This is a genomic window from Nonomuraea sp. NPDC049714 (genome assembly GCF_044465295.1).
Lineage (GTDB): Bacteria > Actinomycetota > Actinomycetes > Streptosporangiales > Streptosporangiaceae > Nonomuraea.
This window is the reverse complement of the sequence record NZ_JBITLM010000007.1, coordinates 148,029-161,852: the sequence shown is the minus strand read 5'-3', so window position 1 is coordinate 161,852 and position 13,824 is coordinate 148,029. Positions and strand designations below refer to the sequence as shown.

Annotated in this window: 15 protein-coding genes; 3 read left to right on the top strand and 12 right to left on the bottom strand. The window is 71.2% G+C overall.

Going from position 1 to position 13,824, the window contains the following annotated elements; all coding sequences use genetic code 11:
- Nucleotides 1-169 precede the first annotated feature (169 nt).
- Both rpsO and ACIBQX_RS26935 read right to left on the bottom strand, forming a co-directional pair.
- Complete coding sequence (gene rpsO / locus ACIBQX_RS26940; RefSeq protein ID WP_189141590.1) at nucleotides 170-439, bottom strand: 30S ribosomal protein S15; 270 nt, start codon at nucleotides 437-439, stop codon at nucleotides 170-172.
- A gap of 165 nt (nucleotides 440-604) precedes the next feature.
- Entirely contained in the window at nucleotides 605-1,003 is a 399-nt protein-coding gene (locus ACIBQX_RS26935; protein WP_397009135.1) for a VOC family protein, read from the bottom strand.
- A gap of 71 nt (nucleotides 1,004-1,074) precedes the next feature.
- Between ACIBQX_RS26935 and ACIBQX_RS26930 the strand changes: the two genes are divergently transcribed.
- Nucleotides 1,075-1,662: a TetR/AcrR family transcriptional regulator gene (locus tag ACIBQX_RS26930; RefSeq protein WP_397009133.1), complete on the top strand. Its 588-nt coding sequence runs from the start codon at nucleotides 1,075-1,077 to the stop codon at nucleotides 1,660-1,662.
- A 6-nt stretch (nucleotides 1,663-1,668) separates the two neighbouring features.
- Here the strand turns inward: ACIBQX_RS26930 and ACIBQX_RS26925 are convergent, their stop codons facing one another.
- Entirely contained in the window at nucleotides 1,669-2,595 is a 927-nt protein-coding gene (locus ACIBQX_RS26925) for a bifunctional riboflavin kinase/FAD synthetase (RefSeq protein ID WP_397009798.1), read from the bottom strand.
- Nucleotides 2,596-2,680: 85 nt separating this feature from the next.
- Here ACIBQX_RS26925 and ACIBQX_RS26920 point away from each other — a divergent pair, with 85 nt between their 5' ends.
- A complete protein-coding gene (locus ACIBQX_RS26920; RefSeq protein WP_397009131.1) occupies nucleotides 2,681-3,700 on the top strand; it encodes a TRM11 family SAM-dependent methyltransferase in 1,020 nt (339 codons plus the stop codon).
- Here ACIBQX_RS26920 and truB read toward each other — a convergent pair.
- From truB to rimP, 8 genes are all read right to left on the bottom strand, one after another.
- Nucleotides 3,697-4,569 (bottom strand): tRNA pseudouridine(55) synthase TruB, encoded by an 873-nt coding sequence (gene truB, locus ACIBQX_RS26915; RefSeq protein ID WP_397009129.1) that lies wholly within the window; start codon nucleotides 4,567-4,569, stop codon nucleotides 3,697-3,699. The two genes, ACIBQX_RS26920 and truB, sit on opposite strands and share 4 nt — an antisense overlap.
- Complete coding sequence (locus ACIBQX_RS26910; RefSeq protein ID WP_397009127.1) at nucleotides 4,569-5,612, bottom strand: bifunctional oligoribonuclease/PAP phosphatase NrnA; 1,044 nt, start codon at nucleotides 5,610-5,612, stop codon at nucleotides 4,569-4,571. Before ACIBQX_RS26910 ends, truB begins: the two co-directional genes overlap by 1 nt.
- Complete coding sequence (gene rbfA / locus ACIBQX_RS26905) at nucleotides 5,609-6,064, bottom strand: 30S ribosome-binding factor RbfA (RefSeq protein ID WP_327102359.1); 456 nt, start codon at nucleotides 6,062-6,064, stop codon at nucleotides 5,609-5,611. The genes ACIBQX_RS26910 and rbfA overlap by 4 nt, the downstream gene beginning before the upstream one ends.
- Nucleotides 6,065-6,106: 42 nt before the next feature.
- Entirely contained in the window at nucleotides 6,107-6,403 is a 297-nt protein-coding gene (locus tag ACIBQX_RS26900; protein ID WP_397009124.1) for a DUF503 domain-containing protein, read from the bottom strand.
- Nucleotides 6,404-6,597: 194 nt separating this feature from the next.
- Nucleotides 6,598-9,735 (bottom strand): translation initiation factor IF-2, encoded by a 3,138-nt coding sequence (gene infB / locus ACIBQX_RS26895; RefSeq protein WP_397009122.1) that lies wholly within the window; start codon nucleotides 9,733-9,735, stop codon nucleotides 6,598-6,600.
- 126 nt (nucleotides 9,736-9,861) lie between these two features.
- Nucleotides 9,862-10,161, bottom strand: a complete 300-nt coding sequence (locus ACIBQX_RS26890) for a YlxR family protein (protein ID WP_397009120.1) — start codon at nucleotides 10,159-10,161, stop codon at nucleotides 9,862-9,864.
- The gene (nusA, locus tag ACIBQX_RS26885; protein ID WP_397009118.1) at nucleotides 10,145-11,149 is read right to left on the bottom strand and encodes a transcription termination factor NusA; all 1,005 of its coding nucleotides are present in this window, start codon (nucleotides 11,147-11,149) and stop codon (nucleotides 10,145-10,147) included. The genes ACIBQX_RS26890 and nusA overlap by 17 nt, the downstream gene beginning before the upstream one ends.
- An 11-nt stretch (nucleotides 11,150-11,160) precedes the next feature.
- Nucleotides 11,161-11,646, bottom strand: coding sequence for a ribosome maturation factor RimP (rimP, locus tag ACIBQX_RS26880; protein WP_397009116.1), 486 nt, complete (start codon nucleotides 11,644-11,646; stop codon nucleotides 11,161-11,163).
- A 276-nt stretch (nucleotides 11,647-11,922) separates the two neighbouring features.
- On the opposite strand from rimP, the gene ACIBQX_RS26875 reads away from it, so the two are divergent.
- On the top strand, nucleotides 11,923-12,942 hold the full coding sequence (locus tag ACIBQX_RS26875) for a ferritin-like domain-containing protein (RefSeq protein ID WP_397009114.1): 1,020 nt from the start codon (nucleotides 11,923-11,925) through the stop codon (nucleotides 12,940-12,942).
- Between the two features lie 15 nt (nucleotides 12,943-12,957).
- Here ACIBQX_RS26875 and ACIBQX_RS26870 read toward each other — a convergent pair whose 3' ends face one another.
- The gene (locus ACIBQX_RS26870; protein WP_397009112.1) at nucleotides 12,958-13,749 is read right to left on the bottom strand and encodes a class I SAM-dependent methyltransferase; all 792 of its coding nucleotides are present in this window, start codon (nucleotides 13,747-13,749) and stop codon (nucleotides 12,958-12,960) included.
- Nucleotides 13,750-13,824: the final 75 nt, after the last annotated feature.

Here is a 13,824-nt window from a genome sequence, read left to right as displayed (position 1 = left end):
CACTACCGAGGACCGGCCCGCAGGCGTCGCGGGTCGCATGGTGCTGAGCGGACGCGGGGGCTCTAAGTGTCTCGGATATTCAGTTGTACGTCAGGCGCGCGGCGCGAAGCCGCTCGACTCGCCGGACCATATGAGAAGGGAGCGGCGTGTCACGCCGCTCCCTTTCATGCTATCGGCGCAGGCCGAGGCGCTCGATGAGCGCACGGTAACGCGCGATGTCGACCTTCTGAAGGTACTTCAGCAGGCGGCGCCGGCGACCGACGAGCAGAAGCAGGCCACGACGGCTGTGGTGGTCGTGCTTGTGCGTCTTCAGGTGCTCGGTGAGCTCGCTGATGCGCTTGCTGAGCAGCGCGATCTGCACCTCGGGCGACCCTGTGTCACCGTCGGCCGTCGCATATTCCTCAATGATGGACTTCTTGGCAGCGGTGTCGAGGGACACGGCTCTCCTTCATCTACGGGCACGCACGAATGGAAACCTGATGCGAACGACCGTGCGTGCCTACAGTCGCCGCGGCGAAGGCCTTCAAGGCAGCGCACAGCGCCGCCGTCACAGAGCCGACATGCAAGGTTACCACCACGGGCCGGGTGCCCGGGCTCTCCGCTGTCAAACGTAGTGCTCCGCGTACTCCTGGGAAGGCGCGATGGGCGTGATGACGTCGATGAGCACGCCGTTGGGATCGGCCACGATGAAGTGCCGCTGGCCGAAGTCCTCGCTGCGCAGCGGCAGCTCGGGCGTCAGTCCCGCGCGCACGACGAGCCGCTCCCACTCGGCGTCGGCGTCGGCCACCTCGAAGTTGAGCAGCAGCCCGGCGACCTTCGTGCGGTAGGCCTCGGGCAGCGTCGGATGGGTGTGGTCGAGCAGCGCCAGCTCGTGGGAGCCGCGGCGCAGGCTCACGTACCAGTCCGCCTCGAACGTCACCTCGAAGCCGAACAGCCGGACGTAGAAGTCCCGGGACTCGGCCACCCTGTCGGTGCATATCACTGGATAGAGCTCCATGGTCATCCCCTTTCACATACCAACGGTATGTGACGGTACGCTAGTTCGCGTACCATCGGTATGTCAAAGGGGGCGCGGTGCCGAGGACCAGAGCCGAGCAGCGGGAGCACACCAGGCGCACGCTGGTCGCCGTCAGCCGGCGGCTCTTCGCGAGCAGGGGGTACGGCGCGGTCGGCCTGGCCGAGATCGTGCGCGAGTCCGGCGTCACCAAGGGCGCTCTCTACCACCACTTCGACGGCAAGGCCGAGCTGTTCCGCGCGGTGCTGCTGGAGGTGCAGCAGGAGGTGGCGGCCCGGGTGGCGGCCGCCGCCGACGCCGAGAGCGACCCCTGGTCGCAGCTCCGGGCGGGCTGCGCCGCGTTCGTGACCGCGGGCGGCGACCCCGACGTGCAGCGCGTCATGCTGATCGACGGCCCGGCCGTGCTGGGCTGGAACGAGTGGCGCGCGATGGACGAGGCCACCTCCGCCAGGCACCTGGCCGAGGCGCTCACCACGCTCATCGAGGAGGGCGTCATCGCCGCCCAGCCGGTCGCCCCGCTCACCCACCTGCTGTCGGGCGCGATGAACGAGGCGGTGCTGTGGCTGGCCCGGTCGGCGGGGCCGGACGACCTGGCCGACACCCTGGCGGCGCTGTCACGGCTGCTGGAGTCGCTGCGCCGGCCGTGACGAGTCTTACGAGGTGAGGCGGCGGGCCTCGGCGACGTCGGCGTGGATCTGGGCGATGAGGTCCTCGATCGAGTCGAACTTCGTGTTGCCCCGCAGCCGCGCCGCGAACTCGACCGCCACGTGCACGCCGTACAGCTCCAGGTCGTCGCGGTCGAGCGCGTACGCCTCGACCGTGCGCGGCACCCCCTCGAACGTCGGGTTGGTGCCGACCGAGATGGCGGCGGGCCAGCGCTCGCCCTCGTACAGGGCCGGCAGGTTGGCCACCGGCACGCACTCCAGCCAGCCCGCGTAGACGCCGTCCGCCGGGATGGCCGTCTGCGGCGGCGTCTCCACGTTGGCCGTGGGGAAGCCGAGCTGACGCCCGCGCTGGTAGCCGCGGACCACCACGCCCTCCACCCGGTGCGGCCGCCCCAGGTCGGCGGCGGCCCCCCGGACGTCGCCCGACACCAGCCGCTCACGGATCTCGGTGGAGGAGAGCGCGTCGAGCAGCATGACCGGCTCGACCGTGAAGTCGTACTTCTCCCCCAGCGCCCGCAACGTCTCGGTGTCGCCCTCGGCGCGGTGGCCGAAGGTGAAGTCCTCCCCCACCACCACGCAGGCGGCGCGCAGCCCGTCGGCGAGCACCTGCTGGGCGAACTCGGCCGGGCTGAGCCGCGACATCACCGGCGTGAACTCCAGCACCCGGACCTCGTCCACGCCCAGCCGCGTCAGCAGATCGGCTCTGCGCCGCGGCGTCGTCAGGCGCGCCGGACGGTGGCCCGGCCGCACGAGCTCGTCCGGATGCGGCTCGAACGTGAGCGCCACGGCACGCAGCCCCGACTCGCATGCGACGGCGACAGCCCGCTCGACCACCCGCTGGTGGCCGCGGTGCACCCCGTCGAACACGCCGATCGTGACGACAGATCTCTCCGAATCCCGCACGCCGGGCCCCATTCGCTTGTGGCGGTTCACTCCCTCCACCAGCCTGCCATGCTCGTCCCCGTTCGCAGAAACCGAGGGCGGTACCATCGTTGCCACCATGCCTCGTTACGCTCTTTTGATCCTGCCCGCCTTCAACCGCGTCTACGGCCAGAGCTCCGCCCGGCTCACCCGCGCCGAGCTGGCCGTCTTCAGCGACAGAGCGCTGACGGCCGCGGTGTCGGACATCGACGAGAGCCGGATCGGCGGCCTGCCGTACGTCACGTTCGCGACAGCGCGACCGCTCGACGAGGCGGATGTGGCGCTGCTGTCCAACCTCTCGTCGGTCTACGCCCTGTTCGGGATGGAGGGTGAGCTGCTGCGGCCGCTCATGATGAGCCCCCTCGACCGGCTGAGCAGCGACCTGCTCACCATCCAGAAGTACGCCGGCAAGACCAACGAGCACTTCACCAAACTGCTGCTCAACGTCACCGCGCTGGCCTCCGACTTCCCCCTCGACGGCCGGCTGTCGGTGTTCGACCCGATGTGCGGGCGCGGCACGACGCTCAACCAGGCCCTGATGTACGGCTACGACGCCTACGGGCTCGACGTCGACGGCAAGGACTTCGACGCCTACTCCGGCTTCCTCAAGACCTGGCTGAAGAACAAGCGGCTCAAGCACACCGCCGAGACCGTGCCGGTGCGGCGCGAGCGGGCGCTGATCGGGCGGCGGCTCACGGTCACCTTCGCGCTGTCGAAGGAGGCGTACAAAGCGGGCGAGACGCAGCAGGTGTCGGTCGTCAACGCCGACACCGTGCGCAGCCGCGACTTCTTCAAGCCGCGCTCGTTCGACGTGATCGTCACCGACGCCCCCTACGGGGTGCAGCACGGCAGCAAGGGCGGCGGCGGGCTGGCCCGCAGCCCGCTGGAGCTGATCAAGCAGGCAGCGCCGGTTTGGGCCGAGCTGCTGCGGCCCGGCGGCGCGCTCGGCATCGCCTGGAACACCTACGGCGGCGGCCGCGACGAGCTGGCCGCCATCCTCACCGCGGCCGGCCTCGACGTGGTCCCCTACCCCGACTTCGAGCACTGGGTCGACCAGGCGATCGTCCGCGACCTCATGGTGGCCAGAAAACCCGCCTAGGAGACGAAGACCGCCAGCGGCTTGGCCAGCCGGCCCTGCTCCTCCACCAGCGCGAGCAACTCACCGTCGGGCCCGAACATGCCGATCGGCCCCTTGCCGAGCCCTGCCGCGGGCAGCCGGCCGCCGTGCCTGACGACGCGGGCCTCCTCGTCGCTGACGTCCCTGCGCGGGAACGCCGCCGCGACCGCCTCGCCGATCGGCAGCACCGTGCACCGCTCGGCGAGCTGCTCGATGGTGCTGGCTCTGGTCAGGTCGTACGGTCCGACGCGGGTACGGCGCAGCGCCGTCAGGTGTCCGCCGACGCCGAGACCGGCGCCCAGGTCGCGGGCGAGCGCCCGGATGTAGGTGCCGGAGGAGCAGCGGACAGTGGCGTCCACGTCCACGACCTCGCCCTGGTGCCGGATGTCGGTGATCTCGAAGGCGTGGATCGTCACCGGACGGGCGGCCAGCTCCACGTCCTCGCCGGCGCGGGCCAGCTTGTAGGCGCGCTGACCGTCCACCTTGATCGCGCTGACCTGCGGCGGGATCTGCATGATCTCGCCGGTGAGCGCGGCCACGCCGTCCCGCACCCGCTCGGCGGTGACGCCCGAGGCCGACGCCGAGGCCGTGATCTGGCCCTGGGCGTCGTCGGTGTTGGTGGTCACGCCCAGCCGCATGGTGGCGGCGTACACCTTCTCCGTCAGCGCCAGGTGCCCGAGCAGCCTGGTCGCCTTCTCCACGCCCACCACCAGCACGCCCGTCGCCATCGGGTCGAGCGTGCCGGCGTGCCCGACGCGGCGGGTGCCCGCGAAGCGGCGGAGCTTGGCCACCACGTCGTGGGACGTCCACTCGGCGGGCTTGTCGACGATGATCAAGCCGCTTTCGGCCATCAAGCCTCTCTCAGCAGTTCCTGGAACTTCGCCATGGTCTCCTCGACACCTTCGTGCGAGGTGAACCCGGCCGCGCTGTGGTGACCGCCGCCGCCCAGCGCGGCGCAGATCGCCGCCACGTCGACGTGGCCCTTGGACCTGGTCGACACCTGCCACGCGCCCTGGTCGTCCTCTTTCAGGACGGCGGCCACCTGGGCCTCGTCGGTGCGCCGCACGACGTCGATGATGCCTTCGAGCTCGGAGTACGGCAGGCCGTGAGCGGCCCTGTCGACGCGGGTGACATAGGTCCACACCAGGCCGTCGTCCAGCCGCACCCGCTCCAGCGCCGCCCCCAGCACCTTGAGGTAGCCGAACGGGGAACGGTCCCACAGCTCCCTGGCGATCTCCTCGGTACGCAGGCCGGTGGCGACCAGGCGGGCCGCCATCTGGTGCACGGCGGGGGTGGTGGAGGAGTACTTGAACGACCCGGTGTCGGTCACCAGGCCCGCGTACAGGCAGGTGGCGATGTCGTGGTCGAGCCCGCCGCCGAGCCGGTAGATCAGCTGTTCGGCAAGCATGGCGGTGGCCGCCGAGCTCGGGTCGATGAGGTCGAGCGTGCCGAACCCGTCGTTGGACGGGTGGTGGTCGACCACGATGACCTCACGAGCCCTCCGGACGCTGTCGGCGAGCACGCCCAGACGGCCGATCGACGGGGAGTCGAAGGTGATCATCAGGTCGGGCGCCGCCGGATAGTCGGCCGGCGGCACCAGCATGTCCTGGCCGGGCAGGAAGCCGAGCAGCCGCGGCACGGTGAAGTCACGGTCGCCGAAGGAGGCCGCGACGCGCTTGCCCATCGACCGCAGCAGGAAGCCGACGGCCAGCATCGAGCCGAGCGCGTCGCCGTCGGGCGACACGTGACAGGCCAGGGCCACCTCGTCGGCCTGCGAGATCAGCTGGAGCGCCCGGCTCCACGCCGCCTCGGGCACGGGCGAGCCTGTCGGCTGCGCCGTGCCCGGGGTCACGCGGGGCGGGCGGTCGAGCCTGTCGCGCACGTCGGGCGTCACGGCGCGGGGTGTCCCGCCTGCTCGTCGTCTTCCTCGTCGGGCTTCTTGTACGGGTCGGGCTCGCCGGCGTACTCGGCGCCCGCGGCCCGTCGCGCCACTTCGGCGTCCCGCGCCTTGGCGGCGTTGATCAGGTCGTCGAGCTGGCGGGCGCTGTCGGGCAGCGGGTCATGCTTGAACGCCAGCGTCGGGGTAAAGCGCACGCCGGTCTGGCGGCCCACCTCGGACCGGATGACACCCTTGGCGCTCTCCAGCGCGGCCGCGCTGTCGGCGCGCTCGGCGTCGGAGCCGAACACCGTGTAGAACACCGTGGCTTCGCGCAGATCAGGCGTGATCCTCGTGTCGGTCACGGTGACGAAGCCCAGACGCGGGTCCTTGATCCGGCGCTCCAGCATCTCGGCGACGATCTGCTGGATGCGATCGGCAAGCTTGCGCGCTCGTGGTGCATCCACCATGTTCGCTCCCCCCTCAGGCACGACAGGCCGTCGTGCGGTCGTTCACTCTTCGTCGTTGTAGATCCGATGCCTGGCCGACAGCAGCTCGATCTCGGGGCGGAAGGCCACCAGGCGCTCACAGGCGTCCATGACCTCTTTGCAGTTGTCCGCTGAGCCGGAGACCACCGCGATGCCGACCTCGGCTCTGCGGTGCAGGTCGAGGTGGCCGGTCTCGGCCACGGCGACGGCCGGAAAGCGCCGTAGCACCTCGGCGACCAGCGGACGTACGACGGATCGCTTCTGCTTCAGCGAATGCACATCGCCGAGCAGGATGTCCAGGGTAAGGGCACCCACATACATGGTTGGCAACCACCGCTTGCCTTGGAGTCAGAAGCACGCCGGTCCTGGTGCGGTGGCGACCAGATCAGAGCGTGCGGAGGGGGGGGGGGGGGGGGGGGGGGGGGCGGGGCGGCGGCCGCGGGCGCCCCCCCCCCCCCCCCGGCCCCCCGCCCCCCCCCCCCCCCCCCCCCCCCCCCCCCCCCCCCGGCCACGGGTCAGGCCCGCGGCTTCTCCCGCATCTCGAACGTCTCGATGACGTCGTCGATCCTGATGTCGCTGTAGCCGACACCGATACCGCACTCGAAGCCGTCACGCACCTCGGTCGCGTCCTCCTTGAACCGGCGCAGCGACGAGACGGTCAGGTTGTCCGCCACGACGACGCCGTCGCGGATGATCCTGGCCTTGCTGTTGCGGACGATCACGCCGGAGCGGACCAGCGAACCGGCGACGTTGCCGATCTTCGGCACCTTGAAGATCTCGCGGACCTCCGCCGTGCCCATCTGGACCTCTTCGAACTCGGGCTTGAGCATGCCCTTGAGCGCCGCTTCGATTTCCTCGATCGCCTGGTAGATGACCGAGTAGTAGCGGATGTCGACGCCTTCGCGCTCGGCCAGGTCGCGCGCCCGAGGCTCGGGGCGGACGTTGAAGCCGATGATGACCGCGTTGTCGTCGGCGACGGCCAGGTTGACGTCGTACTCGGTGATCGCACCGACGGCGCGGTGCAGGACACGGAGCCTGACCTCGTCGCCGACGTCGATCTTGAGCAGGGCGTCTTCCAGCGCCTCCACCGAACCGGAGACGTCGCCCTTGATGATGAGCTTGAGCTCGTCGACGCGCCCCTTCTCGAGGTTGCTGAACAGCTCCTCGAGGGTGAGACGACGGCTCGACTTCGCCATGTCGGCGCTGCGCTTGCGCGCCGCGCGCTGCTGGGCGATCTGGCGAGCCATCCGGTCGTCGGTGACAACGATGAAGTTGTCGCCGGCGCCCGGCACGGCCGTCAGACCCATCACCAGGACCGGACGGGACGGCGTGGCCTCCTCGACCGCGTCGCCGTTGTCGTCGAGCATCGCCCGGACGCGGCCGAAGGCCTCGCCACAGACGATGGAGTCGCCGACGCGGAGCGTGCCGCGCTGGACCAGGACGGTGGCGACAGGGCCGCGGCCCTTGTCGAGGTGTGCCTCGATCGCCAGGCCCTGCGCGTCCATCGTCGGGTTGGCCCGCAGGTCGAGCTCGGCGTCGGCGGTCAGGATGATCGCCTCGAGGAGGCTGTCGATGCCCGTGCCGTTCTTGGCCGAGATGTCGACGAACATCGTCGAGCCACCGAACTCCTCGGCCACCAGGCCGTACTCGGTGAGCTGGGCCCTGACCTTGTTGGGGTCGGCGCCCTCCTTGTCGACCTTGTTGACCGCGACCACGATCGGCACGTCGGCCGCCTGGGCGTGGTTGAGCGCCTCGATCGTCTGCGGCTTGACGCCGTCGTCGGCCGCGACCACCAGCACCGCGATGTCGGTCGCCTTGGCACCACGGGCACGCATGGCGGTGAACGCCTCGTGACCCGGGGTGTCGATGAAGGTGACCTTACGCTCCTGGCCCTCGTGCTCGGCGGCGACCTGGTAAGCACCGATGTGCTGGGTGATGCCACCGGCCTCGCGCGCCGCCACGTTGGTCTTGCGGATGGCGTCGAGCAGCTTGGTCTTACCGTGGTCGACGTGACCCATGACGGTCACGACCGGCGGACGCGCGGCCAGGTCGGCCTCGTCGCCCTCGTCCTCGCCGAACTCGATGTCGAAGGCCTCGAGAAGCTCGCGGTCCTCCTCCTCCGGGCTGACGACCTGGATGTTGTAGTCCAGCTCGGCGCCGAGCAGCTGCAGCGTCTCCTCGTTGACCGACTGGGTGGCGGTCACCATCTCGCCGAGGTGCAGCATGATCTGCACCAGCGCGGCGGGGTTGGCGCCGATCCGGTCGGCGAAGTCCGCCAGCGAGGCTCCGCGCGGCAGGCGGATCGTCGCGCCGTTACCGCGCGAGACCTGCACACCGCCGATCGCCGGCGCCGACATGTTGTCGAACTCCTGGCGCCTCTGACGCTTGGACTTGCGGCCACGCGTGGGACGGCCGCCGGGACGCCCGAAGGCACCCGCCGTACCGCCGCCGCGACCGCGGCCACCGCCGCCGGGGCGACCGGCGAAACCGCCCGGAGCTCCCGTGCGCTGGCCGGTGCCGCCGCCACCCGGGCGACCGGCGAAACCGCCGCCACCGCCACCGGGACGACCGCCACCGCCACCGCCACCGGGACGGCCACCGCCGCCACCGCCACCGGGACGACCGCCGCCGCCACCGCCACCGGGACGACCGCCGCCGCCACCGCCACCGGGGCCGGCAGGACGGCCCTGCGGCATCATCATCGGGTTGGGACGCGGACCACCCGGGCGGGGACCACCCGCACCAGGACCGGGACGCGGACCCGCGGCGCCGGGCGGACCCGGACGCGGACCAGGCGCACCCGGCCGCGCGTCGCCACCGGCACGACTCTGCGGCGGACGCGGACCCGCGCCCTCGCGGGGCGGGCCGTCACGACGCTCGCGCGGACCTGCCGGACCGCCGCCGCCCTCACGGTTGCCTCCGGGACGCGGCGGCCGGGACTGGCCCATGCCACTGGCGTTGGAGGAGAACGGGTTGTTGCCCGGACGCGGGCCGCGCGGACCCGGCTTGGGACCGGGACCCGGACGAGCGCCGCCGCCACCACCGGCAGGAGCGCCGGGACGACCGGCCTGGCCGGGACCGCCACCGGCGGGCCCACCACTCTGACGGGGCGCCGCCGGACCCGGCTTGGGGCCGGGACGGGCCGCCGGACCGGGACGCGGACCGGACGCCGCCGGGCGCGTGCCGCTGTCGAAGCGGGCCTGCGGAGCCGCGGGCGTCTCGCCACGAGCCGCCTCGGGCCGCACCTGCGGCTTGGGCTCAGGCGCGGCGGCCTGGGGCTCCGGCTGCGGTTGCGGCTGGGGCGCGGGCGCCGGCGGACGCGGCGCGGGGCCCGGACGCGGACCGGGCTTGGGACCCGGACCCGGACGCGGAACGGATGAGGTCGGCGCCTCGTGGACGCCGTTGCCGGCCTGGCTGTCCGCCGGCCGAGGAGCAGCCCTTGGCGGCTGCGGCTTGTGAGACGACGAACCGCCGCCTCTGGAGGGCCCACCCTTGGATGCGCCCAGAGCTTCGGTGAGCCTGCGGACGACCGGCGCCTCGATGGTCGAGGACGCCGAACGGACGAACTCCCCCATCTCCTGGAGCTTGGCCATGACGACCTTGCTCTCTACGCCGAACTCCTTAGCGAGCTCGTATACCCGGACCTTCGCCACTGCACTCCCTTACTCGGCCCGGGAGGCTGGCTGTGCCGTCCGGACCGTCGTTACGTTGACGTCTTCATCGCCGCGTGCTCATCAGGCGCTCATAGCAATCTGACTCCGCCCCATCAACTCGGCGTCCTACATGACATTTCGTGGTTCTCCTTCTAGGTGGGCTCGCACCCGCGATACGTCAAGCGGCCCCGGCACGCGAAACGCGCGCGGGAGTGCTCGGCGACGCTCGGCAAGCTCTAGACAGCTCACGGTCGGATGCAGCGATGCACCCCGGCCAGGAAGCCGTCCTCGCAGGTCAGGGACCACCTGGTCCTCGACCCGCACCAACCGGAGCAGCTCGGACTTAGCCGTGCGGACCCTGCAGCCCACACAGGTGCGCTGTGGGGCCGCGTGGCAACCATATTCCAGCTTACCGTGTCGACGCATCTACGGAACCGGCGGCGTCCTCGGCCTGAGTATCCGGACGGATGTCGATGCGCCAGCCCGTCAGCCGGGCGGCAAGCCGGGCATTCTGCCCTTCCTTGCCGATGGCCAGGGAGAGCTGGTAGTCGGGCACGATCACTCGCGCCACCCGTCCTTCGAGATCGAGGACCTCCACGTGAGAAACACGTGCGGGCGACAGGGCATTCCCCACGAAGTCGCCCGGGTCCTCCGACCAGTCGATGATGTCGATCTTCTCGCCGTGCAGCTCGGTCATCACGTTGCGCACCCGCGAGCCCATCGGGCCGATGCAGGCGCCCTTGGCGTTGACGCCCGGCCTGCGCGACCGCACCGCGATCTTGGTGCGGTGGCCCGCCTCGCGCGCCACCGCCGCGATCTCCACGGTGCCGTCGGCGATCTCGGGCACCTCCAGCGCGAACAGCTTCTTCACCAGGCCGGGGTGCGTGCGCGACAGCGTGACCGAGGGGCCCTTGTGACCCTTCTTCACCTGCACCACATAGGCGCGCAGGCGCTCGCCGTGCACGTAGTCCTCGCCGGGCACCTGCTCGTGGGCCGGCAGCACGGCCTCGATCTTGCCGAGGTCGACCAGCACCACCCGCGGGTCCTTGCCCTGCTGGATGACTCCGGAGACCAGCTCGCCCTCGCGGCTGGCGAACTCCCCGAAGTTGATCTCGTCCTCGGCGTCACGCAGCTGCTGCAGGATGACCTGCTTGGCGGTGGTGGCGGCGATCCTGCTGAAGTTTCCAGGCGTGTCGTCGTACTCTCTGACGATCTCGCCGTCCTCGTCGAGCTCGGCCGCCCAGATGGTCACGTGCCCGCTGCTCTTGTCGAGCTCGGCCCGTGCCTTGGTCGCGGCGCCTTCCGTGCGGAAGTAGGCGATCAGCAGCGCGTCTTCGATGGCCTTGACGACCAGGTCGAAGGAGATGTCCTTCTCCCGCTCAAGGCTGCGCAGGACGCTCATGTCAATGTCCACGAGGCTTCCCCTTAGCCTTCGTCGCCGTCGACGTCGTCGAAGCGGCGGAACTCCACCTGCACCCGTCCACGGGTCAGGTCCTGATAGTCGAGCCGTCGCCCGGCTCCTTCGACGTCGAGATCGACGCCGTCGTCGTCGGCGGCGAGGACCCGGCCCTCGATCACCGTGCCGTCTCGCAGCTCTGCCTTCACCAGCCGCTTGGCCGCCCGCCGCCAGTGGCGGGGCTCGGTCAGCGGCCGGTCGATGCCCGGCGAGGACACCTCGAGTGTGTAGGCCGACTGGCCCATCGCGTCGTCGTCGTCGAGGGCCGCCGAGACGGCCTGGCTCACGTCCGCCACGTCGTCGAGACTCACGCCGCCGTCACGATCGACGATCACGCGCAGCAACCGCCTCTTGCCGGCCTGGGTGACGGTGACGTCCTCCAGATCGAGGCCCTCCGCGCTGACCACAGGCTCAAGGAGCTTCATCAGGTGGTCGCGGGATGATGCGCTGCCCATATCGACCTCCCCTATTGTCATGTCTCAGCCGGGCGGACCTCGCCTCTGGCTCTCTGTCGCATGGCTGCTCAGCCAGCGGCGACAGTTGACACCCTATCTGTAGGAAGGCACGCAGAGAGCGACACTCGGCACGCCCGGACGGCGAGCCTCGGCTCCGGAGGCGGCGAACGCCACCTCGGCGAACGACTGCCGGGTGCTGCGGTACGCCTGACAGCGAGGGGAGGCGTGAGCCCGTACGATGCTATCTGCGGTCCGTGACACTGGAGGTCCCTGCTCGTGCGCCAGCCACACCTCTCCCGGCGAGCCGTGCTGGCGGGCGGAGCGGTCATCGTGGCGCTTGCGGGATGCAGCGCCCCCGGCGACGTCCCGGCGCCGCCGCCGCGCGATTCCCCGGAGGAGGCGCTCGCCCGCACCCTGATCGCGGAGAAGGCGAAGACGGTCGCCCTCTACGACACGCTGATCGCCAAGGGTGGCGACCGGCTGGTCCCCTTCAGGGACCGGCACGAGTCCCACCTCGCGGAGCTGCGCAGGCGCTTTCCCAAGGTGGCCGCCGGTCCAGCGGCGTCCGGCGCCCCCACGGCCGCCGCAAGTCCCACCATCGGCCCCACTGCCGGCCCCACCGCAGGCCCCGCCACCAGCCCCACGGCGAGCCGCGGCACGAGCGGCAAGGTGTCGGTGGCTCGCCTGCGCAGCCTCGAACGCAAGGCGGCGGCGCTGCGCCCGAGCCAGCTCTCCGGCATCTCGCCGTCTCTCGCCCAGCTCGTCGCCAGCATCGGCGCCTGCGAGGCCATGCACGCGCTGGCCCCGGTCACGGCCCCCGAGCCGGCCGGGGCGGGCGCGCGGCCCGGTGACGTGGACAGGCTGCGCAAGGCCCTGGCGGCCGAGCACGCGGCGGTCTTCGCCTACGGCTTGCTCGGCGCGCGGACCACCGGCTCAATGCGGGCCCGGATCACCCGGGCCTACGACTCCCACCGTGACCGCAGGGACGAGCTGCGCAAGGTGATCATCGCGCGCGGCGGCAAGCCCGCCGAGCCGGCCCCCTCCTACGCGCTGCCGTCCGTGCCGTCGACCGCCTCGGCCGCCGCCGGGCTCGCGGCCCACGTGGAGAGCGGCATCGTGGCCGCCTACCTGGAGCTGGTCGCCGCGGCCGGCGCCGAGACGCGCGCGTACGCGGCACTGGTGATGCAGGAGGCCGCGACCCGCTCCTACTCCTTCAGGCCGGCGATCACCACAGCCTTCCCCGGCATGCCGGGGAAGGCCACGCCCCAGCGGGCGACCCCGACCCCCGGCGGCTGACGCCGGCCCCCGCCGTCAGCGGCGGCGGCAGATCATGAACTCCGTCGTGGGGCTCTCGCGCAGCACGCGCACCAGGCGCCGCTCCACGGGATAGAGCGCGGCGCCGGCCAGCCAGCCGGTCACCTCGGTCAGCGTCACCGCACGCAGCAGCCCACCCCACAGCTTGCGCCACAGCGGCTGGCCGTCGACCTGGGCGTTCATCAGCACCAGCATGGGGACGCGGCGCACCACGTCGAACCCGGCCTCGTCGAGGGCCCTGGTGATCCACGGCAGGGTGCGGTTGACCTGGTAGTCGGAGCGCTCCTCCGGCCGCTGCAGGAAGTTCTCCGACAGCACGAAGGCGCCGCCCGGCCTGATCGCCTCGCCGATGTTGCGCAGGGCCGCGCGGTAGCGGTCGTCGTCGGTGATGTGGAAGAGCATGTCCATCGCGGAGACGGCGTCGAACGAGCCGGGCTCCAGCGCGTCGCCGGGCTCGGCGATGTCGAGCTGAAGGAACGAGGACTTCGGGAAGCGGGCGCGCAGCCGCTCCACGGCCGCCTCAGTGAGGTCGCTACCGGTGACGGACCCGGCGCCGAGCTCACGCCACAGGCGGACGTAGAAGCCGGTGCCGGAGCCGACGTCGAGCACCCGCGCCTTCGGCAGGTCCAGGCCGAGGGTGGCCGCCTCCCGGCGGAAACCCTCGGCGCGCACCCGATACATCCAGATATTGAACGCCCGGCCGAGCGCCTTGTATCCGACACCACTCTCGGTCCAGTCGGACTCCAGGCGTCGTTCCCAGAAGTCTTTCAATTCGACATGTGGCTTCATCGCACCGAGGTTTACAGCCCCTCAGCGCGCCGTCAAACCAGCCGCTGTCTAACGCCCTTTATGTACGTGCATCGC